Annotated in this window: 27 protein-coding genes; 11 read left to right on the forward strand and 16 right to left on the reverse strand. The window is 64.1% G+C overall.

Going from position 1 to position 23,383, the window contains the following annotated elements; all coding sequences use genetic code 11:
• The first annotated feature begins 26 nt into the window (after positions 1-26).
• Positions 27-716, forward strand: a complete 690-nt coding sequence (locus BLV27_RS10920) for an RraA family protein (protein WP_092645856.1) — start codon at positions 27-29, stop codon at positions 714-716.
• Between the two features lie 71 nt (positions 717-787).
• Here BLV27_RS10920 and BLV27_RS10925 read toward each other — a convergent pair whose 3' ends face one another.
• Genes BLV27_RS10925 through cysG form a run of 7 tightly spaced genes read right to left on the reverse strand, consistent with a single transcriptional unit; the run spans position 788 to position 6,497 of the window.
• Positions 788-1,624, reverse strand: coding sequence for a ferredoxin--NADP reductase (locus BLV27_RS10925; protein WP_092646051.1), 837 nt, complete (start codon positions 1,622-1,624; stop codon positions 788-790).
• A gap of 52 nt (positions 1,625-1,676) precedes the next feature.
• Positions 1,677-2,105, reverse strand: a complete 429-nt coding sequence (locus tag BLV27_RS10930; protein WP_092645858.1) for a DUF934 domain-containing protein — start codon at positions 2,103-2,105, stop codon at positions 1,677-1,679.
• Position 2,106: 1 nt separating this feature from the next.
• Positions 2,107-2,847, reverse strand: coding sequence for a phosphoadenylyl-sulfate reductase (locus BLV27_RS10935; RefSeq protein ID WP_092645860.1), 741 nt, complete (start codon positions 2,845-2,847; stop codon positions 2,107-2,109).
• Positions 2,837-4,486 carry a nitrite/sulfite reductase gene (locus BLV27_RS10940; RefSeq protein ID WP_092645862.1) on the reverse strand — a complete coding sequence of 550 codons (1,650 nt, stop codon included), beginning with the start codon at positions 4,484-4,486 and terminating at the stop codon, positions 2,837-2,839. The genes BLV27_RS10935 and BLV27_RS10940 overlap by 11 nt, the downstream gene beginning before the upstream one ends.
• Positions 4,487-4,489: 3 nt before the next feature.
• Positions 4,490-4,810: a DUF2849 domain-containing protein gene (locus BLV27_RS10945; RefSeq protein ID WP_092645864.1), complete on the reverse strand. Its 321-nt coding sequence runs from the start codon at positions 4,808-4,810 to the stop codon at positions 4,490-4,492.
• Positions 4,810-5,118 carry a hypothetical protein gene (locus tag BLV27_RS10950; protein ID WP_092645866.1) on the reverse strand — a complete coding sequence of 103 codons (309 nt, stop codon included), beginning with the start codon at positions 5,116-5,118 and terminating at the stop codon, positions 4,810-4,812. The genes BLV27_RS10945 and BLV27_RS10950 overlap by 1 nt, the downstream gene beginning before the upstream one ends.
• Complete coding sequence (gene cysG / locus BLV27_RS10955) at positions 5,115-6,497, reverse strand: siroheme synthase CysG (RefSeq protein ID WP_092645868.1); 1,383 nt, start codon at positions 6,495-6,497, stop codon at positions 5,115-5,117. The genes BLV27_RS10950 and cysG overlap by 4 nt, the downstream gene beginning before the upstream one ends.
• Positions 6,498-6,615: 118 nt before the next feature.
• Between cysG and BLV27_RS10960 the strand changes: the two genes are divergently transcribed.
• Positions 6,616-7,095: an Lrp/AsnC family transcriptional regulator gene (locus tag BLV27_RS10960; RefSeq protein WP_092645870.1), complete on the forward strand. Its 480-nt coding sequence runs from the start codon at positions 6,616-6,618 to the stop codon at positions 7,093-7,095.
• 97 nt (positions 7,096-7,192) lie between these two features.
• On the opposite strand, the gene BLV27_RS10965 is transcribed toward BLV27_RS10960, so the two are convergent.
• Positions 7,193-7,828 (reverse strand): GntR family transcriptional regulator, encoded by a 636-nt coding sequence (locus BLV27_RS10965; protein ID WP_092645872.1) that lies wholly within the window; start codon positions 7,826-7,828, stop codon positions 7,193-7,195.
• Between the two features lie 60 nt (positions 7,829-7,888).
• Here BLV27_RS10965 and BLV27_RS10970 point away from each other — a divergent pair, with 60 nt between their 5' ends.
• A complete protein-coding gene (locus tag BLV27_RS10970) occupies positions 7,889-8,353 on the forward strand; it encodes an OsmC family protein (protein WP_092645874.1) in 465 nt (154 codons plus the stop codon).
• 34 nt (positions 8,354-8,387) lie between these two features.
• Here BLV27_RS10970 and BLV27_RS10975 read toward each other — a convergent pair whose 3' ends face one another.
• On the reverse strand, positions 8,388-8,855 hold the full coding sequence (locus tag BLV27_RS10975; protein WP_092645876.1) for a SixA phosphatase family protein: 468 nt from the start codon (positions 8,853-8,855) through the stop codon (positions 8,388-8,390).
• Positions 8,856-8,865: 10 nt separating this feature from the next.
• Positions 8,866-9,867 (reverse strand): GTP 3',8-cyclase MoaA, encoded by a 1,002-nt coding sequence (moaA, locus tag BLV27_RS10980; protein WP_092645878.1) that lies wholly within the window; start codon positions 9,865-9,867, stop codon positions 8,866-8,868.
• A 106-nt stretch (positions 9,868-9,973) separates the two neighbouring features.
• On the opposite strand from moaA, the gene BLV27_RS10985 reads away from it, so the two are divergent.
• Together BLV27_RS10985 and BLV27_RS10990 are read left to right on the forward strand one after the other, a co-directional pair.
• Entirely contained in the window at positions 9,974-10,459 is a 486-nt protein-coding gene (locus BLV27_RS10985; RefSeq protein WP_092645879.1) for a hypothetical protein, read from the forward strand.
• Complete coding sequence (locus tag BLV27_RS10990; protein ID WP_244504624.1) at positions 10,459-12,027, forward strand: AMP-binding protein; 1,569 nt, start codon at positions 10,459-10,461, stop codon at positions 12,025-12,027. The genes BLV27_RS10985 and BLV27_RS10990 overlap by 1 nt, the downstream gene beginning before the upstream one ends.
• 252 nt (positions 12,028-12,279) lie before the next feature.
• Here BLV27_RS10990 and BLV27_RS10995 read toward each other — a convergent pair whose 3' ends face one another.
• Complete coding sequence (locus BLV27_RS10995; protein WP_092645882.1) at positions 12,280-13,443, reverse strand: M20 aminoacylase family protein; 1,164 nt, start codon at positions 13,441-13,443, stop codon at positions 12,280-12,282.
• Between the two features lie 87 nt (positions 13,444-13,530).
• On the opposite strand from BLV27_RS10995, the gene BLV27_RS11000 reads away from it, so the two are divergent.
• Positions 13,531-14,187 (forward strand): DUF2848 domain-containing protein, encoded by a 657-nt coding sequence (locus BLV27_RS11000; RefSeq protein ID WP_092645884.1) that lies wholly within the window; start codon positions 13,531-13,533, stop codon positions 14,185-14,187.
• A gap of 141 nt (positions 14,188-14,328) precedes the next feature.
• Here the strand turns inward: BLV27_RS11000 and argE are convergent, their stop codons facing one another.
• Positions 14,329-15,495 carry an acetylornithine deacetylase gene (gene argE, locus BLV27_RS11005; RefSeq protein WP_244504625.1) on the reverse strand — a complete coding sequence of 389 codons (1,167 nt, stop codon included), beginning with the start codon at positions 15,493-15,495 and terminating at the stop codon, positions 14,329-14,331.
• Between the two features lie 199 nt (positions 15,496-15,694).
• Here argE and BLV27_RS11010 point away from each other — a divergent pair, with 199 nt between their 5' ends.
• The 5 genes from BLV27_RS11010 (at position 15,695) to BLV27_RS11030 (ending at position 21,537) form a co-directional block, all read left to right on the forward strand.
• The gene (locus tag BLV27_RS11010) at positions 15,695-16,717 is read left to right on the forward strand and encodes an ABC transporter ATP-binding protein (protein ID WP_092645886.1); all 1,023 of its coding nucleotides are present in this window, start codon (positions 15,695-15,697) and stop codon (positions 16,715-16,717) included.
• Positions 16,714-17,697, forward strand: a complete 984-nt coding sequence (locus BLV27_RS11015; protein ID WP_092645888.1) for an ABC transporter ATP-binding protein — start codon at positions 16,714-16,716, stop codon at positions 17,695-17,697. The genes BLV27_RS11010 and BLV27_RS11015 overlap by 4 nt, the downstream gene beginning before the upstream one ends.
• A 57-nt stretch (positions 17,698-17,754) precedes the next feature.
• Positions 17,755-19,470 (forward strand): peptide ABC transporter substrate-binding protein, encoded by a 1,716-nt coding sequence (locus BLV27_RS11020; protein ID WP_092645890.1) that lies wholly within the window; start codon positions 17,755-17,757, stop codon positions 19,468-19,470.
• An 86-nt stretch (positions 19,471-19,556) separates the two neighbouring features.
• The gene (locus BLV27_RS11025) at positions 19,557-20,564 is read left to right on the forward strand and encodes an ABC transporter permease (RefSeq protein ID WP_092645892.1); all 1,008 of its coding nucleotides are present in this window, start codon (positions 19,557-19,559) and stop codon (positions 20,562-20,564) included.
• Between the two features lie 61 nt (positions 20,565-20,625).
• Positions 20,626-21,537 carry an ABC transporter permease gene (locus tag BLV27_RS11030; protein WP_244504632.1) on the forward strand — a complete coding sequence of 304 codons (912 nt, stop codon included), beginning with the start codon at positions 20,626-20,628 and terminating at the stop codon, positions 21,535-21,537.
• Positions 21,538-21,634: 97 nt separating this feature from the next.
• Here the strand turns inward: BLV27_RS11030 and nthA are convergent, their stop codons facing one another.
• Genes nthA through BLV27_RS11050 form a run of 4 tightly spaced genes read right to left on the reverse strand, consistent with a single transcriptional unit; the run spans position 21,635 to position 23,316 of the window.
• On the reverse strand, positions 21,635-22,282 hold the full coding sequence (gene nthA, locus BLV27_RS11035) for a nitrile hydratase subunit alpha (RefSeq protein WP_092645896.1): 648 nt from the start codon (positions 22,280-22,282) through the stop codon (positions 21,635-21,637).
• The gene (locus BLV27_RS20120; RefSeq protein ID WP_092645899.1) at positions 22,282-22,557 is read right to left on the reverse strand and encodes an SH3-like domain-containing protein; all 276 of its coding nucleotides are present in this window, start codon (positions 22,555-22,557) and stop codon (positions 22,282-22,284) included. The genes nthA and BLV27_RS20120 overlap by 1 nt, the downstream gene beginning before the upstream one ends.
• On the reverse strand, positions 22,544-22,891 hold the full coding sequence (locus tag BLV27_RS20125; protein ID WP_342024661.1) for a ScnB-like protein: 348 nt from the start codon (positions 22,889-22,891) through the stop codon (positions 22,544-22,546). Before BLV27_RS20125 ends, BLV27_RS20120 begins: the two co-directional genes overlap by 14 nt.
• On the reverse strand, positions 22,888-23,316 hold the full coding sequence (locus BLV27_RS11050; protein ID WP_092645901.1) for a protein tyrosine phosphatase family protein: 429 nt from the start codon (positions 23,314-23,316) through the stop codon (positions 22,888-22,890). The genes BLV27_RS20125 and BLV27_RS11050 overlap by 4 nt, the downstream gene beginning before the upstream one ends.
• Positions 23,317-23,383: the final 67 nt, after the last annotated feature.

The raw sequence follows: 23,383 nt of genomic DNA on the forward strand, positions 1-23,383 counted from the left end.
ATCGTGTCCGGCGGGAGGACCACCACATGATCGAAGAACCGAAGACCCTGCGCATCGCCCGCGACCTGCGCCGCCCGACCGATGCCCAGATCGCCGCTTTTCAGGGCCAGCCGACGGGCTTCGTTCTGGATGCGATGATGGGGGCCGGTGCAATGAGCGCGGCGATAACGCCCTGTCCCGGATTGTCCGCGCAGGCCTGCGGTCCGGCGCTGGTCGCGGGCAACCGTCCCGGTGACCTGTTGGCCACGCTGGCGTCCATCCATTTCGCGCAAGCCGGCGATATCGTGGTTGCCGCAGCCGAAGGGCACCAGGGCTGCGCTGCGGCGGGCGACCGGGTGATGGGGATGCTGAAGAACGCGGGAGCTGCGGGGTTCGTCACCGACGGGCCGTTGCGCGATCTTGCCGGATTGCAGGCCGTCGGATTGCCCGCGTGGTGCACGGGCCTGACCCCAGGATCGCCAGTCGCGCGGGGGCCGGGCACCCTTGGCCTGCCTGCTTATGTTGGCGGTCAGCGGGTCGAGAATGGTGACATGATCGTCGCCGATGCGGACGGTGTCGTCGTCGTGCCCTTCGCGATCCTGGACGCGGTCATCGCAGCCGTCGCCAAGGTGGCAGAGGCCGAGCATGCGCTGGACGCCGAAGTCGCGGACGGGCTGAAGTCGGTGGGCCTCATCGCTGAGATGCTCGACAGTGGAGAGGGCATCGACTGGGTGTGACAGCCTGCTCTGACTGCGCCGGGGGCACCGCCCCCGGGCCCCTGGAGTATTTCTGAAGCAAAGAAGACAGATCAGCCGACGAAGGCTTTTTCGACAACGTAGTGCTTGGGGTCGCTGTTCGCGCCTTCCTCCAGCCCGAACCCTTCAAGGATTTCCTTCAGGTCCGTATTCAGGCCCATGGAGCCACAGACCATCGCGCGGTCGGTCTCGGGGCTGATGCGGTCGACGCCCAGATCGCGCTGCGCTTCCCCCGATTTCAGCAGGTCCGTGATCCGGCCCATCTTGGGCGAAGTCTCGCGCGTGGTGGTGGGGTAGTACTTCAACTTGGCCAGATTCTCCTCGCCCAGAAGCTCTCCCAGCATTTCGTCGGTGCGAATGCTCTCGATCAACTGGCGGCCGTACTCCAGCTCGGCCACGTCGCGGCAGGTGTGAGTCATGATGATCTCGTCGTAATCCTCGAACGTCTGCGGATCGCGCAGGAGCGAGGCGAAAGGCGCAAAGCCGGTGCCCGTGGCAAAGAACCACAGGCGATTGCCCGGCAGCAGCGCATCGTGGACCAGTGTGCCTACCGGCTTGGGCCGCAGAATGATCTGATCGCCGGGCTGGATGTGCTGCAACCGAGAGGTCAGCGGGCCGTCCTGCACCTTGATGGAATAAAACTCTAATTCCTCGTCCCAGCTGGGTGAGGCGATCGAATAGGCGCGCAGCAGCGGCTTGACCCTGCCAGTCTTCGGATCCGGGTCGCCCATCAGCCCGATCATCACGAATTCGCCCGACCGGAACCGCAGCGACGCGGGACGCGTCACACGGAAGGAAAACAGCCGGTCGGTCCAATGCGTCACCGATGTCACGGTCTGGGCATCGGGTAAAACCGGGGTCGCAGTGGCGGGAGCGTTCATCTGATTCATGTCTTCGATTGCGGAGTCTGTCCGCACCTTTAGGAAATCATGGGGGGAAGTTCTAGGCGGTCGCGCCGTCGCGGGCCCGGCCCAGTCGGTTCTGATAGTCGTGGGCCTGCCAATTGGCACGCGCCAGCCACTGTTCCTCGGGCTGACGGGCAGCAAGGTTGTCCGAGATCTCCACCTCGTCGAACCCGGCCCTGCGGGCCATCGCGTATTGATCGGCAATGAGGTGGCCTTCGGCGCGCAGACGCCCGGCAAAGCCTGCCCGGCGCAGGGCACGGGCAATGGTGAACCCGCGCCCGTCGGCAAAGCTGGGGAAGGCAACGCGAATGGTCGTCACCTGATCCAGCCGGGCCAGCACCGGAGCGAGATCCGCATCGGGGGGCAGGTCGATCGCCAGCGGGCCGTTCGCGGCCAGATCGTCCGAGGGGACGAAGGCCGCGTTCAGGTCGTCAGGGGCAAAGCCCCGGTCGGTCACGATGGGCATTTCAGACCCCTTTGCCTTGTCCGGGCCAGATGCGCCCGCCGGAGAAATGGATGCCGCACTCGGTCTTGACCCGGCCACGCCAGCGTCCGGCGCGCGGATCCTCGCCGGGGGCCACTTTGGTGGTGCAGGGCGCGCAGCCAACCGAGGCAAAGCCCTGCGCCACCAGCGGGTGCCGCGGCAAGTCGTGCGCGTCCATGTAGGCGGCGATGTCCTGCGCTGTCCAACCGGCCAGCGGGTTGATGCGCAGCCTGCCGGCGTCCACCTCGAACAGCTCCATCGTTGCACGATCGCCCGTCTGATGGCGCTTGCGTCCGGTGATCGACCCGTCGAACTCCTGCAAAGCCAATTCCAGCGGCTTGGACTTGCGTAGCGCGCAGCAGGTATCGGCGTCGCGCTGGTGCAGATCGCCCTCGGGGTCATGCAGAAACAGGTCGGCCGTATCGGGCCGGATCACACGCACGTCGGTAAGGCCCAGTTGCCCGGCGACCTCTTGCTGGTAGGCCAGCGTCTCGGGGAACAGCATGCCTGTCTCCAGGAACAGGATCGGCGTGTCGGGTCCCACCCGCGACAGCAGATGCAAAAGCACCACCGACTCCGCCCCGAAGGACGAGACCATTGCCAGGTCACCGACATTGGCGTTGCGCAGTGCGGTGTCCAGCAAGCTCAACGCGTCGGCGTCGGCCAGATCGGCATTCAGCTTCGCGGCGCGCGCCGTCAGCAGGGCAGTAAGATCAAGCGGCATTTCTTTTCTCCTCGGGGTAAAGGGCGGCCTTGAACGGCGCGGGCCCCAGGCGGCGGAAGGCTTCGATGAAGGTCTCGTCCGCCGATTGGCGGATATCGAGGTAGGCAAGGATCAGGCGCTCGATGGCGGGCACGACCTGATCGTAGGCAAAGCCGGGTCCGGCGCGCTCTCCGATGGTGGTCGTTTGCGTGTGATCTCCGCCCAGCGTGATCTGATAGTTTTCGACGCCCGCGCGATCCAGGCCCAGGATGCCGATGTGACCGACGTGGTGATGACCGCAGGCGTTGATACAGCCCGAAATCTTGATCTTCAGGTGACCGACTTCGTGCTCGATCTTCAACGCGTCGATGCGGGTCGCGATCTGCTGCGCGACGGGAATGCTGCGGGCGGTGGCCAGCGCGCAGTAATCCATGCCGGGGCAGGCGATGATGTCCGAGGCCAGTCCGACATTCGCCGTGCCCAAACCAGCCGCCTTCAGCGCGGTAAACAGCTCGGGCAGGCGGTCGCGGCGGGCGTGAGGCAGGATGACGTTCTGTTCATGCGAGATGCGCAACTCACCATATGCATGCGTTCGCGCCAGATCGGCCATAAGGCGCATCTGGTCGGCGGTGGCGTCGCCCGGCGTGTCGCCATGCTTCTTGATCGAGATCGTCACGATCGCATGGTCGTCGCGTTTATGCGCCGTGACGTTGGTGTCGACGAAGCTTTGCAGCACCGGGTCGAGGATCGGTGCAGGTGTGTTGGCGACGAAATCCGGCAGGGCGAATTGCGCCGTGATCGCGGCCAGCATCTCCTGATCCACGCCTGAAAACAGCGGCTTCAGCTCGGCGAAGCGCGCTTCGATCCGGGATTGCATCTCCTCCAGCCCGTTCTCGTGCACGGTGATCTTGATGCGCGCCTTGTACTTGTTGTCGCGGCGGCCAAGACGGTTGTAGACGCTGACGATCGCCTCGCAGTAGGGCAGCAGGTCCTCCACCGGCAGGAACTCCCGCACGGTCTTGCCGATCATCGGAGTACGGCCCAGACCGCCGCCGATTATGACCTCGAACCCTTGTTGGCCGTCCTGTTCCTTCATTACCAACCCGATATCGTGGGCCCGTGTGACGGCGCGATCATTGGGCGATCCGGTGACGGCGATCTTGAACTTGCGTGGCAGGAACTGGAACTCCGGGTGGTCGGTGGACCATTGACGCAGAAGCTCGGCGACCGGGCGCGGGTCGGCAACCTCGTCGGCGGCGGCCCCGGCGAAATGGTCCGCGGTCACGTTGCGGATCGTGTTGCCGGATGTCTGGATGGCATGCAGTCCGACTTCTGCCAGACGATCCAGCATGTCGGGAATGTCGGTCAGGCGGGGCCAGTTGTACTGGATATTCTGACGCGTCGTGAAATGGCCATAGCCCTTGTCCCACTGCTCGGCCAAGTCAGCCAGCACGTCCATCTGGCCCGACGACAGCGTGCCATAGGGAATCGCCACGCGCAGCATGTAGGCGTGCAGTTGCAGGTAGACGCCGTTCATCAGGCGCAGGGGCTTGAACTCGTCCTCGGTCAGGGAACCATCGAGCCTGCGCTCTACCTGCGCGCGGAACTGGGCGTTCCGTTCGCCCAGAAAATCGCGGTCAAAATCGTTGTATTGATACATCTGTCAGACCTTTGCGTCAGGGCCGGGGCGTTGGCCGTGGGCCTTGCCGTGGGTGTAATTGGTGGGGCCGGTCGCGCGGAATTCCTCGCGGAAGTGCGTCGGGACAGGGCCCGCGTCGGAGACCGTTACATCGGCAAGGTAGGTGCCGACGACGACCGCGGGCTTGTCGGACTCGACCAGCCGCATCTGGGCATGGGCCTCATTTGTCATGACTTCGGCCTCGGTGAGGTCGGTCGACCAGCGGTCATCTTCGGTCAGGTAGACGACATCACCGTCGCGAAGTAGGTTGGCGGTGACGATCTTGGGCGTGAAGGGGCGGGGCATCAGATATCCTCCGGGGTATGGGCGGCAGTTGTGTCGACCGCGTTCAACGCATTCGAAAAATGCAGTGCGCGGATCGCTTTGAAGGTCGTGGTCCCGAAAAAGCCTTCGCGCGGTGCGCGGTTGGATAGGGACCGAACGAACGGCTGCGTCATCGCCAAATCACCGCCGAAGGCCTGGATCGTCGTCATCTGAACGTCATGACGGACGGTGTCTCCGGCGCAGAACATGGTCGGCGCGGTGCCATTAGGATACGCCTCTTGGGCGGACGCGTCGATGTTGTCGACCGCGATGGGCAGATGATGGCTCACAGCGCGATCTCCCGTTCGGACAGGGCGATGCTTGCAGCGCGCGGGGCAAGGCCGAACAGGATGACCGCGGGGCCGTCCACCTGCGTCATACGGTCGGGCAGGGTGGCGAGCGTGGCGGCATGAATGCGCTGATCGGCCCGGCTGGCGTTCTCCACGATGGTGATGTCGGTCGCGGCGGCGGCCCCGTGCATCATCAGCCGCCCCTGCATCCAGCGCGCGGCGCGCTTGCCCATGTAGATCGCGGCAACTTCGCCCGGCTGGGCCAGCGCGGCCCAATCCTGATCGGCAAACCCCTTCATGTCGTGACCGGTCAGGAACCGGACCGATGCGTTGCGGCTGCGTTTGGTCAGGCTTTGCCCTATGGTCGCGACGGCGGCGCTGGCGGCGGTGATGCCGGGCACGATGGACCAGCTGACCCCAGCGGCATCCAGCGCCTCGATTTCCTCGTCCAGACGCCCAAATACGGTTGGATCGCCGGCCTTGAGCCGCACCACATGCGCCCCTTTGCGGGCGTGCTCGACGATCAGCGCGTCGATGTCCGATTGCGCGGTCGAGGGGCCGAAGCCTTCCTTGCCGACGTCAAGGATCAGCGCCTCGCGCCGGGCCAGTTCCAATATCTCGGGCGTGACGAGCCGGTCGTGGATCACGACATCCGCCTTGTCGAGCGCCTTGCGTGCCTTGAGCGTCAGAAGCTCCGGATCACCCGGACCTGCCCCCACCAGATCGACATGGCCTTCGCGTGCCTCCGCCCTTACGTGCTTGTCGAGCAAGGTGTCGAGCGCATCGCGGATCGCCGCTTCACCGTCCTGCGCGGCGCGGGGGCCGACCATGTCGTAATATTCGCCCCAGAAGCGGCGGCGCACGGCCCCCATCGGCAGGACATCTGCCGCTTTGCGGAACGTCTTCCCGATGCGTGCCAGCACGCCAAGCTGTGCCGACAATTTTGCTTCCAGATCGGCCTTGATCTTGCGGGCCAGAACGGGGGCCGCACCCTCGGTCCCGATGGCGACGACGACCGGGTCGCGATCGACGATGGCGGGGGTGATGAACTGCGACTTTTCCAGATTATCGACTAGGTTCACGAGCGCGCCGTCCGCCGCCGCCAAGCGCAGCGTTCGGGCATCCAGCGCAACATCCTCGTGTGCGCCATAGGCCACGACGCAGCAGAGCGCATCGCCGGGCTCCTGCGCGCGGTCGATGAGTGTCAGCTTGCCTGCTTCGGCCCATTGGCGAATTTCGGGGCTGGCGTTCTCGGCCACGACGGTGATGCGTGCGGTCGTCTTGAGCAGGAGGCGCAACTTGGCAATCGCCGCATCCCCGCCACCGGCAACGAGGACACGGCGGCCTTCGAGGGCGAGGAAGATGGGAAAATGATTCATCGGGGCGCTCCAGCTTCTTCCCGAAGATATAGAACAATGTTCTGGATATTGGACAGGGGAGGCGCGATAACAGGAACGTTGATGCATATATTGCGATGCAGGCAGAAAGGTGTTCCGAATGACTGTGAAATTGGGGAGGGCCGTCCAATTGGATGATCTAGACCGGAACATCCTCCGGGCTTTGCAGGCGGATGCGGGGCAATCGTTGGACGAAATCGCCCGCCAAGTGGGGTCATCCAAGACGCCGGTGTGGAATCGTATCCGCAAGATGCGCGACGCGGGCGTGATGGGGCCGTCCACCGTCGTGGTTGATCCGGAGACCATTGGTCTTGACGCCTGTTTCTTCGTTCTGATCCGCACGTCCGAGCACGAGGCGGAGTGGCAGCAACTCTTCCTTGCGGCGCTGCGCGCCCGCCCGGAGGTGCAGGAGGCCCACCGTTTGGCGGGCGAAATCGACTACATCCTGAAGGTCCGCGTGGCGAACGCACGGGCCTATGACGTCTTTTACCAGGCCCTGATATCTGAGGTGCGGGTGTTCAACGTCACCGCGCTTTTGTCGATGGAGGAGATCAAATCGAGCACTGCCCTGCCGTTGTGATGGTCGCGGGCCAGGTGAGGTCCCCCCCGCGGGCACGGTTGATGTACGCTTCCGTATCGGAAGCACGCAAGATCGGTGCTTTACGCAGTCCAGGCAATTAGATGCCTTTCGTCTGATCCTGTCTTTCTTCGCTCAAGGCGACCAATTGCCGATGCGCGGCCATTAGGTGTTGGCGGAGAACCCCGCAGGCCTCCTCGGCTCGTCCATCTGCATATGCCTGCACGATCGCCCCATGATCGGACAGCCAGCGTTCGGTTCCGGACGCGAGCGCGGCATAACCGCTCGCATAGAGGGTGCAACTGGTTCGCAGTTCCTCGACCAAGGCAAGCTGGCGTGGTCGTTCTGCCGGAAGGTAAAGCGTCTGGTGGAACATCCAGTCGCCATTGTGCCATCCTTGACGGCCAGCCTCCAAGGATGACTTTCGTAACGCGTAATCAGCCTCTGAATGAGCGGATGTATCCGCACGGGCCGTTGCGCGTTCCAAAAGATCGCATTCGAGCATGATGCGAAGGTCGAAGATTTCGTCAAGGTCCTTGGACGTCAGCCTGACGACGCGCGCGCCCTTGCCGGGCAAGACTTCGACAAGTTTTTCGGCGGCGAGGCTTTGTAGCGCATCTCGGACCGGAATTCGGCTGACGCCATAGGTGGCGGCAAGATCCGTCTGGGAAAGAACCGCTCCGGGCGCATGTTCGCCGTTCAGGATCGCAGCGCGAATTTGTTCGACAAGACCCATTCCATGACCTCCGTACTCCTGTATACACGTATATGAATCTTCCGAAGACAGAGGCAACCCATGGAACACAAGTATTCTTCACACATCGTCTGGACCGGGAATCGGGGCAAGGGCACGGCGGGTTACCGTGCCTTTGATCGTACCTGGAACATCGCGATTCCGGGGAAAGAGATCGTTCAATGTTCGAATGATCCCTTATTGGGAGGTGATCCGGGCAAGATGAACCCCGAGGATCTACTGATCTCGGCTTTGTCCGCCTGCCATATGCTTTGGTATCTGCACCTTGCATCCGACGCTGGCATCGTCGTGGGGGCCTATGAGGATTCACCCGTTGGGATCGGCGAGGTTTCACAAGGCGGGGCAGGGCGCTTCACCGCCGCCATCTTGCGCCCACGTATCACCGTTCAGGCCGGCGCGGATATCGAAGTGGCTACGGCGATTCACCAACGAATCCACGAGGTCTGCTTTGTCGCAAGGTCAGTGAATTTTCCGATCAGCTACGAGCCGGAGTTTCTTTCCGTCTGAAGCGGGTTGGCGGCCTCTTCGGCCCAAACCACGATTACTGCAAATCGCGCGGCACCGTGAAGTCCAGCAGGCGGCCGGGCCGATCGTCGATGATGTCGGCGACAAGGCAGGCCCCGGTCGGGAAATGGCTGAACTCGGGGTGGATGGGCAATGTTGCAACTGCCTGCCTCGCCGCCGCCGCGATGCCGGGATTATGGGCCACGATCAGGACGCATTCAGCCGTTTGCGCGCGGGCGAGGGCGAGAATGGCCTCGGCCTCGGCCAGGTAGAGATCGGGGCGGTATTCGACCGCCGTGTCCGGCAGGGCAAGGGCCTGATACGTTTCGCGCGTTCGGGCGGAATCGGAGCAAAGCACGAGGTCGGGCAGATATTTTCGGGAAATCAGCCATTGGCCCATCGTGGCGGCGGCGGCGCGCCCACGGTTATTGAGGGGGCGGTCGTGATCCTCCTGCTCGGGATCGGTCCAGTCGGATTTCGTGTGACGCAGCAGGATCAGTTTCATCGTCGCTCCCTTATCCGCCGGTGTGGGACATGTGCCGGGTCATTTGACCGGCGACTTCCTGGCGGGAATAGTCGAAATCGTGGCCCTTGGGCTTTCGGGCGATGGCGGCGCGGATGGCGTCCTCCAGTCCGGCGTCCGCCTCGGAGGCGCGCAACGGCTCGCGCAGGTCGGCCATGTCCTCCTGCCCGAGGCACATATAGAGTTCCCCGGTGCAAGTGACCCGAACCCGGTTACACGACTCGCAGAAATTGTGGGTCAGCGGCGTTATAAAGCCAAGGCGCTGGCCGGTTTCGCCGACTTCGAAATAGCGGGCGGGGCCGCCGGTCTTGTAGGTCAGTTCGGTCAGGGTGAAGCGCTGGGCCAATTGGGCGCGCAAGTCCTTTAGCGGCCAGTATTGATCAAGACGCTGCACCTCGCCCATGTCGCCCATGGGCATGACCTCGATGAAGGTCAGGTCCAGATCCTCGGCCGCGGCCCAGGCCAGCAGGTCGAAGAGTTCGACATCGTTGAAGTTCTTGAGCGCCACGACGTTGACCTTGACGCGCATCCCTGCTGCCTGAGCGGCCTTGATGCCGCGCAGCACCTTGTCGAGAGAGCCCCAGCGGGTGATCTCTTTGAACTTGGTCGGGTCAAGCGTATCAAGCGAGACATTCACGCGCCGAACGCCCGCATCCCAGAGCGGCTGGGCAAAGCGTTCGAGCTGACTGCCGTTGGTGGTGAGTGTCAGTTCGTCCAGGCCATCGCCCAGGTGGCGCGACATGCCTTCGAAGAAAGTCATGATGCCTTTGCGTACCAACGGCTCCCCGCCGGTAATGCGCAGCTTCCGAACGCCCATGCGCACGAAGGTCGAACACATGCGGTCCAGTTCCTCCAGCGTCAGAAGCTCCTTCTTCGGCAGGAACGTCATGTGCTCCGACATGCAATAGGTGCAGCGAAAATCGCAGCGATCCGTCACGGAAACGCGCAGGTAGTCGATGGTGCGGGCGAAGGGATCGATCAGTGGAACAGTCATGTGATAACGCTACGCCCCACGATGCCCGGCCACAAGGGTATGCACAGGTGACAGCGCCCCGTCGTTCGGTAGGGTAGGACGGATAAGAGCCATTTGGGAGCGTATCATGCGCGGTGTCTTTTTCATTCTTCCGGTGGCCCTGATGGGCTGCGCCAACCTGCCGCTGCTGGACCGCCTGCCGGGGCGCGGTGCCGGTGCCCCGGTGGACGCGGTCGCTGCGCCCCCGCCGCAGGCGACGACTGTCATCAGCCCGCTGGCGGGCCCGGCCACGACGGTCGCGTCGCTCGATACCGTATCGGAGGCCGAGAAGGAAGCGGCGCGACAGGCGGCCGCTGTTGCCCCTGCTGGTGGAGAACTTGGCATGGTTACCGTTTCGCTAGGCAGCCCGTCGGAGCCGGGCCTTTGGGTCAAATCCGCTTTGGTCACCGAGGATACGCCGGGCACGGTGCGCACCGGCGATGGCGACGCGATCGCGGTGACCTTGCGTCCGCTCGGCGGGGCGGGCGGGGCCCAGATTTCGCTGTCGGCGTTGCAGGCGCTCGGGCTGCCGCTCGCGGGCTTGTTCCCGGTGACGCTGGCGCGGGCCGGATGATGGCCCCCGTGACGCGGCGCACAATTCCACACCTGGCCCCTTGGGCCGAGATGCGCGCGGCCTTTCGCTGGAATATTCCCGACCGGTTTAATATCGCATACGGCTGCTGCGACAGTTGGGCCGCGGAAGATCCAGATCGGGTGGCCATCATCGACCTGTCCGAGGGGCGGCGGGTCTGGACGTATGGTGCGTTGAAGGACGCCTCCGACCGGCTGGCCGGGGTGCTGGCGCGGGAGGGCGTTGGGCGGGGCGACCGTGTGGCCATCCTGCTGCCGCAACGGGCCGAGGTCATGATCGCACATTTCGCGGCGATGAAACTTGGGGCAGTGTCGCTGCCGCTCTTCACGCTGTTCGGGCCCGAGGCGCTGGACTATCGGCTGCGGGATTCTGGCGCACGGGCAGTCGTTGGCGATGCCGCCGGGTTGGACCGGATCGCGGCGCTGGATCTGCCGGATCTTGCCCTGCGGATCGACGCGGATTCGTGGGATTTGTCGGGTGCGCCCGCCGTACCGGTCGACACCGGGGCCGAGGATCCGGCCATGATGATCTACACCTCCGGCACCACGGGGACGCCCAAGGGAGTGCTGCACGCCCATCGCTTTCTGCTGGGCCATCTACCTTGTGTCGAAACGGCGCTGGAGGGCTTCCCCGCCGCCGGGGACGTGGGCTGGACGCCTGCCGACTGGGCCTGGATCGGCGGGCTGATGGACCTGGCGATGCCTTGCCTGTGGTTCGGTGTGCCGCTTGTGGCCAAGCGTTTCGGCAAGTTCGATCCGGATGATGCCTGGGGTCTGATGGTCGAGGAGGGGATAACGGCGGCCTTTTTGCCACCGACCGCACTCAAGATGCTGCGCCGGACCGAGGCACCTGAGGGCCTGCGTTTGCGCGCTGTCCTGTCGGGTGGTGAGGCGCTGGGGGCCGGATTGCTGGCCTGGGGGCGGGAGGCGCTGGGTGTCCCCATCAACGAGATCTACGGCCAGACCGAGTGCAACCTTGTGATGGCGTCCTGCGCGGGCACGCAAGATGTGACGCCCGGGACGCTGGGTCGCGCGGTTCCAGGGGTGGAGGTCGAAGTTTTGGACATGGATGGCGCGCCCGTCGCGATGGGCGAGGTCGGCGAAATCTGCAGCCGCGGATCGCCCGCGACTTTCCTCAGGTACTGGAACAAGCCCGAGGAGACGGACGCCAAGTGGCGGGACGACTGGCTGCGCACGGGCGATCTCGGCCGGGTCGAAGGGGACGGCGTCATCACCTATGTTTCGCGCGACGACGATGTGATTACATCCGCCGGATACCGCATCGGCCCGACAGAGATCGAAACCTGTCTGACTGCGCACCCTGCCGTCGTTATGTGCGCGGTCGTTGGCCTGCCCGACGATTTGCGCGGGGAGGCGGTGACGGCTTTCGTCGTCGCCCCCGAGCGGGGTGATGGGCTGGAGCGCGAGCTGATCGGCTGGGTAAAGGCGCGCCTTTCGCCCCACATGGCCCCGCGCGCGGTCCGCTTCGTGGACGCCTTGCCGATGACGGCGACGGGAAAGATCCAACGGCGCGATCTGCGGGGCGGATAGGGGGGCAGCCCCCGTCGGCTGCGCCGACTCCCCCGGGATATTTCCGGCAAGAGGAAGCCGTTAACGAATATTCAACCCGCGTGATGCTTTATCGCGCTGCGGTACAGGCGGGGACGCCGATGACCGTGCAAGAGCAAGGTACCCCGATCCCCGGTCCGCCAGGCGAATGACGGGGGCGGGGTGCCCGACCGTCGCTTCCTCTTGCCGGAAATATCCCGGGGAGTGCGAGGGGCTGGCCCCTCGCCCGTTGTCTCAGGCGGCGGGCATCCGGCGCTCCACGATTTCGGCCCACCAGGAGCATCCGGCCGGAATCGCCTCGTCCGTGAAGTCGTATTCGGGGTGGTGGACGGGCGCGGTGTCGCCGTTGCCGACCAGGATATAGGCCCCCGGACGCTCCTCCAGCATAAAGGCGAAGTCCTCGCCGCCCATGACCAGCGGCGCTTCCGTGCAATCGCCCGAGACCGCGCGGGCGACGTCGGCGGCGAATTCGGTCTGCTCTTCGTGATTGACCATGACGGGATATCCACGGTGGTAGGTCACGTCCGCGCTGCCGCCGAAGGTGGTGCAGACGCCCTCGGTGATTTCCTTGATCCTGCGTTCGGCTAACGCGCGCATGTCGTCGGACATGGTGCGGACCGTGCCCTTGAGATGAACCCGCTGCGGGATGACGTTGAACGCCTTGGACGAAGACTCCAGCGAGGTGACCGAGACAACGATCTGGTCCACCGGATCGGCATTTCGCGACACGATGGTTTGTAGTGCAGTGATCACATGGGCCGCCATCACGCCGGTGTCGACGGTTTCATGCGGCTTGGCGGCGTGGCCCCCCTTGCCCGTCAGGGTGATGTCGAACTGGTCGGTCGCGGCGAAGAAGGCACCGGGGCGGATGGCGAAGCTGCCCACGGCGCGGCCGGGCCAGTTATGCATCCCGTAGACCTCCTGAATGTTCCAGCGGTCCATCATGCCGTCGTCGCACATCTCCTTGCCGCCGCCGCCGCCTTCTTCGGCGGGCTGGAAGATCACCACGACGGTGCCGTCGAAATTACGCGTCTCGGAGAGATATTTCGCCGCGCCCAGCAGCATCGAGGTGTGCCCGTCATGGCCGCAGGCGTGCATCGCACCGTCGGTCTTGCTGGCGTGGGGGGCTCCGGTCTGTTCGTGGATCGGCAGGGCATCCATGTCGGCGCGCAGACCGATGACCTTGCCCGAGCCGTTGGTCTTGCCACGAATGACCCCGACGACGCCGGTGCGGCCGATGCCCTCTACCACCTCGTCGCAGCCGAAGGCGCGCAACTTCTCGGCCACCAGCGCCGAGGTGCGGTGCGTTTCGAACAGGATTTCAGGGTGTTCGTGCAGGTCGCGGCGCCATTCCGTGATTTCGGGCAGCAATTCGGCGAAACGATTCTTGACGGGCATGTTGGCACTCCTTGAAGTTTGGGGGAAAGTAGCCGTGTCACGGGTGGCTGCAAGGGCCGTCTGTCGTGGTGCGGGAAAGGACAGGATATGCGGTTCATGATCGGGGCGACGCAGGCGGAGATGGCCATTGACAGGCTGATCGTCGCAGGCTGGACGGGGCGCGACGCGGCCACGGTGGAGCATCACATCGAGGAGTTGGCCGCCCTGGGCGTGGCCCCGCCGTCGCAGGTGCCGCTGTTCTACCGGGTCGCGGCATCGCTGTTGACGCAAGAGCCGTGCATCGAGGTTCTGGGTGATCACACGTCGGGCGAAGCGGAGCCTTTGCTGGTGCAGCGTGACGAGCGGTGTTGGCTTGGCCTTGCGTCCGACCACACCGACCGCGCGTTGGAAGCGCAGTCGGTCGCCGCCTCGAAACAGGTCTGTGCCAAGCCTTGTGCCGACGAACTGTGGGATTTCGCTGAGGTCGAGGGACATCTCGACGCCTTAGAGCTGCGGTCGTGGATTGCATCGGGGCAGGGGGACTGGACCCTTTACCAGGAGGGGGCGTTGGCTGCGATTCGGCCCCTTGGTGCACTGCGGACGGCGGGGGGGCTGTCCGACGGTGCGGCCATGCTGTGCGGAACGCTTGGGGCGATCGGCGGCGTGCGTCCGGCGACCCGTTTCCGGGCGACTCTGACCGACCCGGTCCTGAGTCGGGAAATCGCGCTTGAATACACGACCGCGACGCTGCCGGTCATCAGCTAGGCCGGTCATCAGCAAGGCCGGTGATCATCCCGGAATCCGGCCGGCGCGGGCATGGGTCCGGATGACGCGGTGAAAGCGGGGCGTGATGCCCCGCGCGATCCACCCCTGACCGGCCTGCCGCCGCCTGCGCTGGCCAAAATCCTAGACCAGCGTGTCGACCACGCGTTTCAACAGGTCTTCGCCCGCGTGGAACTGCTTTTTGTCGATCCATTCGTCGGGCTGGTGCGCCTGGGCGATATCGCCGGGTCCGCAGACGACGGCAGAATAGCCGCGGTCCTGAAATTGACCGGCTTCGGTGCCGTAGGTGACGACGTGAGGCGCATTGTCGCCGGTGAGTTGGCGGATCAATGTTTCGGCGGTGCCGTCGGGCTCGGGCTTGAGTGCGGGCACGATGTTGGTCTGTTGCCATGTGACGCCGGCTTCGGCGTTGAGGTCGCGCAGGTCGCGGTCAAGGTCCGACAGAAACGTGAAGAGCGCGGCTTCGTGTCGGGCCAGATCGTCGCCCGCCGGACAGCGAAAGCCCAGTTTGAAGGTGCAATCCTTGGCGGTGATGTTGTGGGCGGTGCCGCCCTGGATCATGCCGACATGCGCGGTCGTGTGGGGTGGATCGAACGCGGCGGAGATCGGGTCGGGCGTTTCGGCCATAAGCTTGGCGTTCCAGTCATTGACCCATTGCAGGACACGGCCCGCCTCGTGGATGGCGCTGATGCCTTGGGGCAGTTTCGACGAATGCACTTCGAACCCGTGGATCTGGATGTCGATGATGGTCGATGCGTTGTGGCCGGTGACGGGGCGCAGCATCGAAGGCTCCCCGATGATGGCGGCCGCGGCCCTTGGGAGGTGCTTTACCATGTCGTCGATCATGGGCGGGGCACCGATGCAGCCCACCTCTTCATCATAGGAAAGCGCGATCTGTAGTGGCCGGCTGACCCCGCGCGCCAAGGCATAGGGCACCATCGACAGGGCGAGCGCGTCAAACCCCTTCATGTCGCAGGTGCCGCGCCCGTAATATTTCCCGTCCCGTTCGGTCACCGCGAAGGGGTCCACTGTCCAGTTCTGGCCATCCACGGGCACGACGTCGGTATGGCCCGACAACACGATGCCGCCCTCCACCTCGGGGCCGACATTGGCGTAGAGCGCGGCTTTCTGCCCGGTCGCATCGTAGACGCGGCGCGCGGCGACGCCGTGCGAGGCTAGGTATTGCTCCACCCAGTCGATCAGCGGGAGATTCGAATCGCGACTGACTGAGGGAAAGCCGATCAGCTTCTCCATGATCTGGAACGCGGAAAGGGTCATCGGCTGGGACATGGGGCACCTTGCGTGGTCGGGAGATAGGTCATGGGTGCTGCCGGGTTGCGCAAAGGTCAAGGTGAGCGCCTTATTTTAGGGCAATAATGGTGAATTGCCTGCGGATTGGGCAATTCCCTTGCGGGGGGTGACTCATCTGCTACCGTTATCAGCAACAGATGCGCGTAAGACCCGCACGACTATACAACGGGGGTGGTGGATGCCGGATGGCGACACCCGGAACGTGCTTGAGGTGAACAACCTTTGCACGGTCTTTGGAACACGAAGCGGCGAGGTGCACGCCGTAAATTCAGTAAGCTTCGAAGTGAAGCCTGGCGAGTTGCTCGGCGTCGTTGGTGAAAGCGGATCCGGCAAATCGGTGACGATGATGTCGCTGGTCGGCCTTCTGCCCAGCCCCCCGGCCGAGGTACGCGAGGGCGAAGTCCTGCTGGATGGAGAGGACCTGCTCAAGGTAACGCCGGCCCGGTTGCGCGACGTGCGCGGCGGCGAGGTCGGGTTCATCTTTCAGGATCCCATGACATCCCTCAATCCGGTTTTCACCGTCGGTTTCCAGATCATGGAGCCGGTGCGGCGGCATATGGGGCTGAATAAGAAGCAGGCACGCGCCCGCGCCATCGAACTGCTTGAACTGGTGGGCATTCCGGGGGCTGAGGGGCGATTGTCGGATTATCCGCACCAGTTTTCCGGCGGCATGCGCCAACGTGTGATGATTGCCATCGCGCTGGCCTGTGACCCGAAGGTCCTGATCGCGGATGAGCCGACGACGGCATTGGACGTGACCATTCAGGCGCAAATTCTAGAACTGGTGGAGGATCTGCGGGCCAAGCTGGGAATGGCAATCGTCTGGATCACGCATGACCTGGGCGTCATTGCGGGCATCGCCGACCGGGTGCTGGTGATGTACGCGGGGCAGGTGGTCGAGCACGCGCCGGTGTTCCCGCTGTTCAACGACCCACGCCATCCCTACACGCGCGCTCTGCTCAGGACGATCCCGAAGGTGACGGGCGCGCGGGCCGAGAAACTTCAGGTGATCGAGGGGCAGCCGCCAATGCTGGGTGCGGCCCCGACGGCCTGTCCGTTCCGCGACCGCTGCCCGCTGGTGTTCGACCGGTGCCACGCTGAGAACCCGCTACGCGAGGATGTGGGCAACGGGCATGATGTCGCCTGTTTCCACCCGCTGGCGCACACGGCGAATGACGCCACATCCGAGGGGGCAGCATGACCAAGCCGCTGGTGAAAGTCCGCGACCTGAAGATGCACTTTCCGATCTACGCGGGCCTGTTGCGCAGACAAGTGGGTGCGGTGAAGGCGGTCGACGGCGTTTCGTTCGACATCCTGGAAGGCGAGACGCTGGGCCTGGTGGGCGAGTCGGGCTGCGGCAAGTCTACCTGCGGGCGGGCTGTTCTGCGTCTGTATGACATCACCGGCGGGGAGATCACGATAGACGGGCGGGCCATCGGGGCGGAGGATCAGCGCTCCTTGCGCGCGATGCGCCCGACGATGCAGATGGTGTTCCAAGACCCGCAGGCCTGTCTGAACCCGCGCATGACTGTCGGTGCCATCATCGGTGAGCCGCTGATGGAACATACGGGTCTGTCGGGGGCCGAACGCACCGACCGTGTGCGCGAGTTGATGGATCAGGTCGGCTTGAACAGGGCGTTCATAAACCGCTACCCGCATGAATTTTCCGGTGGCCAGCGGCAGCGCATCGGCATCGCGCGCGCGCTTGCGCTGAACCCGAAGTTCATCGTCTGCGATGAGCCGATCGCGGCGCTGGACGTGTCGATCCAGGCGCAGGTGGTGAACCTGCTGGAAGAATTGCAGGACAGTCTGGGCCTGACCTATCTTTTCATCAGCCATGACCTGTCGATGGTCCGCCACATCGCTGATCGCGTGGCGGTGATGTACCTTGGCAAGGTGGTGGAGCTGGCCCCACGCGACGCATTGTATGGCGAACCGCTGCACCCCTATACCGAAGCGTTGCTGTCGGCCGTGCCCGAACCAGACCCCGCGATGGCGGGCAACAAGCGGCAGCGCATCGTGCTGCAAGGCGACGTGCCCAGCCCGGCGAACCCGCCGCAGGGGTGCAATTTCTGCACGCGCTGTCCCAAGGTGATGGACATCTGCCGCAAGATCGACCCCGACTTCCACGAGGTGAAGCCCGGCCATTGGGCCGCCTGCCACCTGCACGACCTAGATTAACCCCGGATGCGGGGGACAACCCCGCGCCACAAACGTACCAACAAGGAGAGTTAAGACATGAAAACGAAAGCAGCACTGCTGAGCGCGGCGGCGAGCTTCGTCCTGGCCCCGATGGCATATGCCGACGGCCACGAAGGCGAGCGCGGCCGCGACGGCGAGGTCAGCATCATCTATTGGCAGGCCCCGTCCACCATGAACCCGTATCTGTCGGGCGGCACCAAGGACATCGAGGCCGCAAGTCTGGTCGTCGAGCCGCTGGCCCGTTTTGACGAAACCGGCACCATCCAGCCCTGGCTCGCCGAAGAGATTCCCACGGTCGAGAATGGCGGAGTGTCCGAGGATCTTACGCAGATCACCTGGAAGCTGTCGCCGGGTATCGTCTGGTCGGACGGCACGCCCTTCACCTCAGCGGACGTGAAGTTCACCTATGAATATTGCGTCAACCCCGAGGGCGGGTGCGCCCAGGGCACGTATTTCGAACCCGTCGAAAGCGTTGAGACGCCCGATGATCTGACGGTCGTCGTAACCTTCAAGGCACCGCAGCCGAACCCCTATACCGCCTTCGTCGGTGCCGAGAGCCCGATCATCCAGGCAGCCCAGTTTGCCGACTGCGTCGGTGCCGCCGCCGCCAGCTGCACGGACGAGAACTTCGGCCCCGTCGGGACCGGTCCCTTCGTCGTGGAAGAATTCCGCACCAACGACGTGATCAGCTTTGCGGCCAACCCGAACTACCGCGTCGAGGGCAAGCCGGCCTTCGCCAGCGTCAACTTCAAGGGTGGCGGCGACGCCGAGGCGGCGGGCCGCGCCGTGATGCAGACGGGCGAATTCGATTATGCCTGGAACCTGCAGCTGGCCCCCGAGGTCATCGCGCAGATGGAGACCGGCGGCTTGGGTACGCCAATCGCCGCCTTCGGCACCGGTGTCGAGCGGGTCATGCTCAACAACACCAACCCCGACCCGGCGCTGAGCGATGAAGAGCGTGCGGTCATTCGTCCGCACCCCTTCTTGGGCGATCCGGCCGTCTACAACGCCTTGTCGATGGCGCTGGACCGTCCATTGCTGTCGGAAATCGGCTATGGTGCTGCGGGTCGCCCGACCTGCAATTGGGTCGCTGCACCCGCAGCATATGCCTCCACTTCGATGACCTGTGACGTGCAGGACCTCGAAGGGGCCAAGGCGATGCTGGAAGAGGCCGGCTATGTCGACAGTGACGGCAACGGCGTTCGCGAAAAGGACGGCGTTGAACTGTCGATGCTGTTCCAGACCTCGACCAACGCTGTGCGCCAAGACTTCCAGCAGCTGATCAAGGAATGGTGGGAAGAGATCGGCTTTGCGATCGAACTGCGCAACGTCAACGCGTCGGTCTTCTTCGGAGGGGACGCCGGTTCGCCGGATACGTTCCAGCGCTTCTATGCCGATGTTGAGATGTATCAGAACACCTTCAACGGTGCGGACCCGCAGGCCTACCTGGCCAACGGTCTGTGCGACAAGGCACCGACCCCGGAAAACCAGTGGCAGGGCGACAACGTTTCCCGCTTCTGCGACCCCGAGTATGATGCCCTTTGGGAAGAGTTGAGCCGTACCGCCGGCGTTGAAGCGCGCGCGGTTATCGCCAAGCAGCTCAACGACATGATGGTGCAGCGTGGCGGAATGATCCCGCTGGTTCACCGCGGTCGGATCTCGGCCCATGCCAACTCGCTGGGTGGCGTCGTGCTGAACACCTGGGACAGCGAACTGTGGAACATCGCCGACTGGTACCGCATCGGCGAGTGATCGCCCGCACCTGAAAACCGGGGGCGGCGTCCGCGCCGCTCCCTCTCCTCACCTGCTCACAATGACCTGAACCGAGGCGCCGCCAGATGCTGACCTTCACCATCCGACGATTGCTGTTCGCGATCCCGACGCTTCTGTTCATCGCATTGGTGATCTTCATGCTCCTCGAGCTTGCTCCGGGCGACCCGATGGCAAACGTGCCGCTGACCGTCCCGGCGGAGGTCAAGGAGCAGATGCGTCAGGCCCTGGGCCTGGGCGAGCCTGCGCCCATCCGTTTCTATAAATGGATCATCCAGTTCTTCTGGATCGAACCGCTGAATGTCTTCGACGCCCTGTTCGGCACGACATTCGCGGAAGGCAAGCTGCGCATCATCAGCTGGCAGAACCGTGCCCCGGTCTTCATGGCCATCGCCGAGCGCATCCCGCAGACACTGTGGGTCGTCGGGACGGCCTATGTTGTCGCGATCCTGATCGCGATCCCGGTGGGCATCTACTCGGCCTACAAGCAGTATTCGGTCTTTGATCAGGCCGGCACTTTCGTGACGATGATCGGTTTCTCGGTCCCGCCGTTCTTCTCGGGGGTGCTGGTGATCATCATCTTCGCTGTCCAGTTGCGCTGGTTCCCGTCGATCTATGACACGCGTCTCGTCGTCGACAGTTGGGAAAGTTTTGGGATGCAGGTGCGACAGATGTTCCTGCCGGTCATGGTGCTGGCGCTCCAGATCACGTCGCAGCTCAGCCGCTTCATGCGCGCCTCCATGCTCGACAATCTCAATCAGGACTATGTGCGCACGGCGCGGGCCAAGGGACTGCGCGAAAGGACGGTCGTGCTGGTGCACGTGCTTCGAAATTCCATGATCCCGGTCGTGACTGTCATCGCGCTCAGCGTGCCTGCAATATTCGGCGGTGCGATCATCACCGAGCAGGTGTTCAAGGTGAACGGGATCGGACAGTTGCTGATCACCGCGATCCAGGCGAACGACCTGCCGATGGTGCAGACGCTGACGTTCATCTTCGCGGTGCTGATCGTGCTGTTCAACCTGATTGCAGATGTCCTCTACGGCATTCTGGACCCGAGGATCCGCTATGACTGATGCGCGCGAACCCGACACGAACGTCGGCACTCAGACGGAAACGGTCGCCGCCGCGGCGGCGATGATCGCCGCTGAACCGGTGCTGGTCACCCGCGCGCGCAGCCAGTGGTGGGACGTCTGGGACCAGTTCCGCAGCCACAAGGGCGCGATGGTCGGCGCGGCGATTTTCCTGGCCATAATCGCGCTGGTGGTACTGGGCCCGCTGTTTGTCGATATGGAGTCGGGCATCAAGTCAAACATGCGCGCCCGCAACGAACCGATGAGCCTGCAATACCCGCTGGGCACGGACCGTCTGGGCCGCGATTTGTTTGCGCGGATGATCGCGGGTGGACGGGTGTCGTTGGCCGTTGGCCTGACGGCGATGGCGCTGAGTCTCTTGCTTGGTACGCTGATCGGTGTGCTGGCGGGGTATTTCAAGCGACTTGACGGGCCACTGATGCGGCTCACGGACCTGTTTCTGGCCTTGCCGTTGCTGCCATTGCTGTTGGTCATGGTCTTGTTGTTCCGCGAACCGCTGACAGCGATCTTCGGCGTCGAGTTGGGTATCTTCATTCTAATCGTTTCGGCCATCGGCATAACGTCCTGGATGCAGACAGCGCGCATTGTGCGCGGCGATGTCCTTGCCCTGAAGGAGCGGGAGTTCGTTTTGGCCGCACGCTCCATCGGGACACCGTCGCGCCGCATCGTGACACGGCATGTGCTGCCCAATGTGCTGTCGCCGATCATGGTTTCGGCCACGCTGGGGATTGCGACTGCGATCATCACCGAAAGTGCGCTGTCGTTCCTGGGCCTTGGCTTCCCGCCCGACTTCCCGACCTGGGGCCGCCTGCTCAACGACGGTGTGCCGTTCCTGGAACTTTATCCGGGGCGCGCGTTTTGGCCGGGCCTTGCGATTTCGCTGGTGGTCCTGTCGATCAACTACGTTGGCGACGGATTACGTGACGCGCTGGACCCGCGTATTCGTGGACGGTGAGGCGGGGAGTATTCACAGATAGCTCCGGCCAACCTTGTAGATAGAAGAGAACTGGGGTCGCGCGCCCGGCATTGGACGGCTTCCGGGATGCGTAAAGTTACGGGGCCTTCGCCACACCCACGCCGATCATGCTATCGCGGGTGACGAGGGCGGCCAATTCTGCCTCGTTCAGGCCATCGGTGCCTTGGGGCCGGGCGGGGATCACGATGTAGCGCATGTCGGCCGTGCTGTCGTGGACGCGGACGGTCACATCGTCGGGCAGGGTCAGGCCGAATTCCGACAGGACCTTGCGCGGCTCGCGCACGGTGCGGCTGCGATAGGCGCGGGACTTGTACCAATCGGGCGGCAGGCCCAGCAGGTTGCGCGGGTAGCAGGAGCAGAGGGTGCAGACGACGACGTTGTGCACGTCATCGGTGTTTTCGACCGCGATGAGTTTCATGGGGCCGACGTCGAATCCCATTTCGGCGCTTGCCGCTGATCCGTTGGTCAGCAGGCGGTCGCGGAAGGCCGGGTCGCTCCATGCGCGGGCGACAACGGCCGCCCCCTGCGCCGGGTTGCGCGCGTCCATCGCGTCGATCTGGGCCGCGACCTCTGCTTCGGTGACGATGCCCTTTTCGATCATCAACTCGCGCACGGCGATTTCCATGGCCTGCCAATAGCTGAGGCCTCTGTCCTGATCTTCGCGGTAGGGGTGGCCGGAGGGCGATATCCCAGTGTGGTCTTGGTCGTGGTGATCGTGGGGCATCAGAGCGGCTCCAGCCAATGGGCGTAGATTTCGGCGTCCACCGTATCGGTTGCATTCTCCGTATCCGGCCAGAGGTCGGCCAGCCGGAAACGCACGCGGTAAACGGGAAGGCGGTCGGGCGTGTGGCGATAGGCCAGTTGCTCGGGGTTGCCGAAGGGGCCGAGGACACGCTCGACCGCGCCCGTGGCTCCGCGCAGATAGGCGGGGGTGCGCACGTGGCCGGGCGGCATCAGGCGTTTGACGCGCACACGCGCACCGGGTTCAAGCACTTGCATCGGTTGCTTCCGCGTAGGTCTGACCGCGCGCCTGCACCTGCGCCATACGCTCACCCAGCTCGGCTACGGAATAGACGCCCGCCTCCAGCATGTTCTGATTCAGCGAGGCGACCCAGCGTTCATAATAGGTCATCGTCTTGAAGGTGTCCTCGCCCATGTCCTCCAGAACGCGGCGCAATCCGTCAACGGTGAATACACCCTTGAGGCCCGCAAGGATGACCAATGCATCGACGCGCTTTTCCCAGAGGGCGAAATCATGCTCGTCGCCCGGTACGGGGCCGGCCAGTTCGCCGCCCATATCGTGCCATCGCCTGCCGTCCGCCTCCGGGATCATTTCTGGCCCTCCAAGTGGATGATCTGCTGGCGCAATCCGTCGAGGGGGTAACCGGCGTTCGCGGTCGCGGTGAGGATGTCATCGACGGGCATCTGCCCCGCCTGCGCCAGCGCCCACAGGATCGCCGATCGCGTTCCGGACGCGCAATAAGCCACGATCTTACCGTCTGCATTGTCGATCGCCTCGGATTGCTCTTCGACCGCTTGTTCGGTCAACTGCGGCATGGAAACCGGGTTAAAGACGAAATTCATTCCGGCCGCCTCGACCGCGGCCTGCATCGCGGCGGCTTGATGCGTCGCTGGCACCTCCACGTCGGGGCGGTTGCAGATGACGGTGGTCACGCCGTCCGCGGCCAGCGCAGCCATGTCGGCGGGCTCCAGCTGGGGGGCGACGAACGTGGTGTCATCGAGGGGGCGCAGATCCATCGGAATGCCTTTCGCAAATGTGACATCCCGACCATGCCCGCGGCCTCCGCCAAGGTAAAGACGCGGC

This window comes from Jannaschia faecimaris, from assembly GCF_900107415.1.
Lineage (GTDB): Bacteria > Pseudomonadota > Alphaproteobacteria > Rhodobacterales > Rhodobacteraceae > Jannaschia > Jannaschia faecimaris.

Coding starts and splice junctions, on each gene's coding strand:
- BLV27_RS10920 (WP_092645856.1), top strand. CDS start 27: ATGATCGAAGAACCGAAGACCCTGCGCATCGCCCGCGACCTGCGCCGC.
- BLV27_RS10925 (WP_092646051.1), bottom strand. CDS start 1,624: ATGAATCAGATGAACGCTCCCGCCACTGCGACCCCGGTTTTACCCGAT.
- BLV27_RS10930 (WP_092645858.1), bottom strand. CDS start 2,105: ATGCCCATCGTGACCGACCGGGGCTTTGCCCCTGACGACCTGAACGCG.
- BLV27_RS10935 (WP_092645860.1), bottom strand. CDS start 2,847: ATGCCGCTTGATCTTACTGCCCTGCTGACGGCGCGCGCCGCGAAGCTG.
- BLV27_RS10940 (WP_092645862.1), bottom strand. CDS start 4,486: ATGTATCAATACAACGATTTTGACCGCGATTTTCTGGGCGAACGGAAC.
- BLV27_RS10945 (WP_092645864.1), bottom strand. CDS start 4,810: ATGCCCCGCCCCTTCACGCCCAAGATCGTCACCGCCAACCTACTTCGC.
- cysG (WP_092645868.1), bottom strand. CDS start 6,497: ATGAATCATTTTCCCATCTTCCTCGCCCTCGAAGGCCGCCGTGTCCTC.
- BLV27_RS10960 (WP_092645870.1), top strand. CDS start 6,616: ATGACTGTGAAATTGGGGAGGGCCGTCCAATTGGATGATCTAGACCGG.
- BLV27_RS10965 (WP_092645872.1), bottom strand. CDS start 7,828: ATGGGTCTTGTCGAACAAATTCGCGCTGCGATCCTGAACGGCGAACAT.
- BLV27_RS10970 (WP_092645874.1), top strand. CDS start 7,889: ATGGAACACAAGTATTCTTCACACATCGTCTGGACCGGGAATCGGGGC.
- BLV27_RS10975 (WP_092645876.1), bottom strand. CDS start 8,855: ATGAAACTGATCCTGCTGCGTCACACGAAATCCGACTGGACCGATCCC.
- moaA (WP_092645878.1), bottom strand. CDS start 9,867: ATGACTGTTCCACTGATCGATCCCTTCGCCCGCACCATCGACTACCTG.
- BLV27_RS10985 (WP_092645879.1), top strand. CDS start 9,974: ATGCGCGGTGTCTTTTTCATTCTTCCGGTGGCCCTGATGGGCTGCGCC.
- BLV27_RS10990 (WP_244504624.1), top strand. CDS start 10,459: ATGGCCCCCGTGACGCGGCGCACAATTCCACACCTGGCCCCTTGGGCC.
- BLV27_RS10995 (WP_092645882.1), bottom strand. CDS start 13,443: ATGCCCGTCAAGAATCGTTTCGCCGAATTGCTGCCCGAAATCACGGAA.
- BLV27_RS11000 (WP_092645884.1), top strand. CDS start 13,531: ATGCGGTTCATGATCGGGGCGACGCAGGCGGAGATGGCCATTGACAGG.
- argE (WP_244504625.1), bottom strand. CDS start 15,495: ATGTCCCAGCCGATGACCCTTTCCGCGTTCCAGATCATGGAGAAGCTG.
- BLV27_RS11010 (WP_092645886.1), top strand. CDS start 15,695: ATGCCGGATGGCGACACCCGGAACGTGCTTGAGGTGAACAACCTTTGC.
- BLV27_RS11015 (WP_092645888.1), top strand. CDS start 16,714: ATGACCAAGCCGCTGGTGAAAGTCCGCGACCTGAAGATGCACTTTCCG.
- BLV27_RS11020 (WP_092645890.1), top strand. CDS start 17,755: ATGAAAACGAAAGCAGCACTGCTGAGCGCGGCGGCGAGCTTCGTCCTG.
- BLV27_RS11025 (WP_092645892.1), top strand. CDS start 19,557: ATGCTGACCTTCACCATCCGACGATTGCTGTTCGCGATCCCGACGCTT.
- BLV27_RS11030 (WP_244504632.1), top strand. CDS start 20,626: ATGATCGCCGCTGAACCGGTGCTGGTCACCCGCGCGCGCAGCCAGTGG.
- nthA (WP_092645896.1), bottom strand. CDS start 22,282: ATGCCCCACGATCACCACGACCAAGACCACACTGGGATATCGCCCTCC.
- BLV27_RS20120 (WP_092645899.1), bottom strand. CDS start 22,557: ATGCAAGTGCTTGAACCCGGTGCGCGTGTGCGCGTCAAACGCCTGATG.
- BLV27_RS20125 (WP_342024661.1), bottom strand. CDS start 22,891: ATGATCCCGGAGGCGGACGGCAGGCGATGGCACGATATGGGCGGCGAA.
- BLV27_RS11050 (WP_092645901.1), bottom strand. CDS start 23,316: ATGGATCTGCGCCCCCTCGATGACACCACGTTCGTCGCCCCCCAGCTG.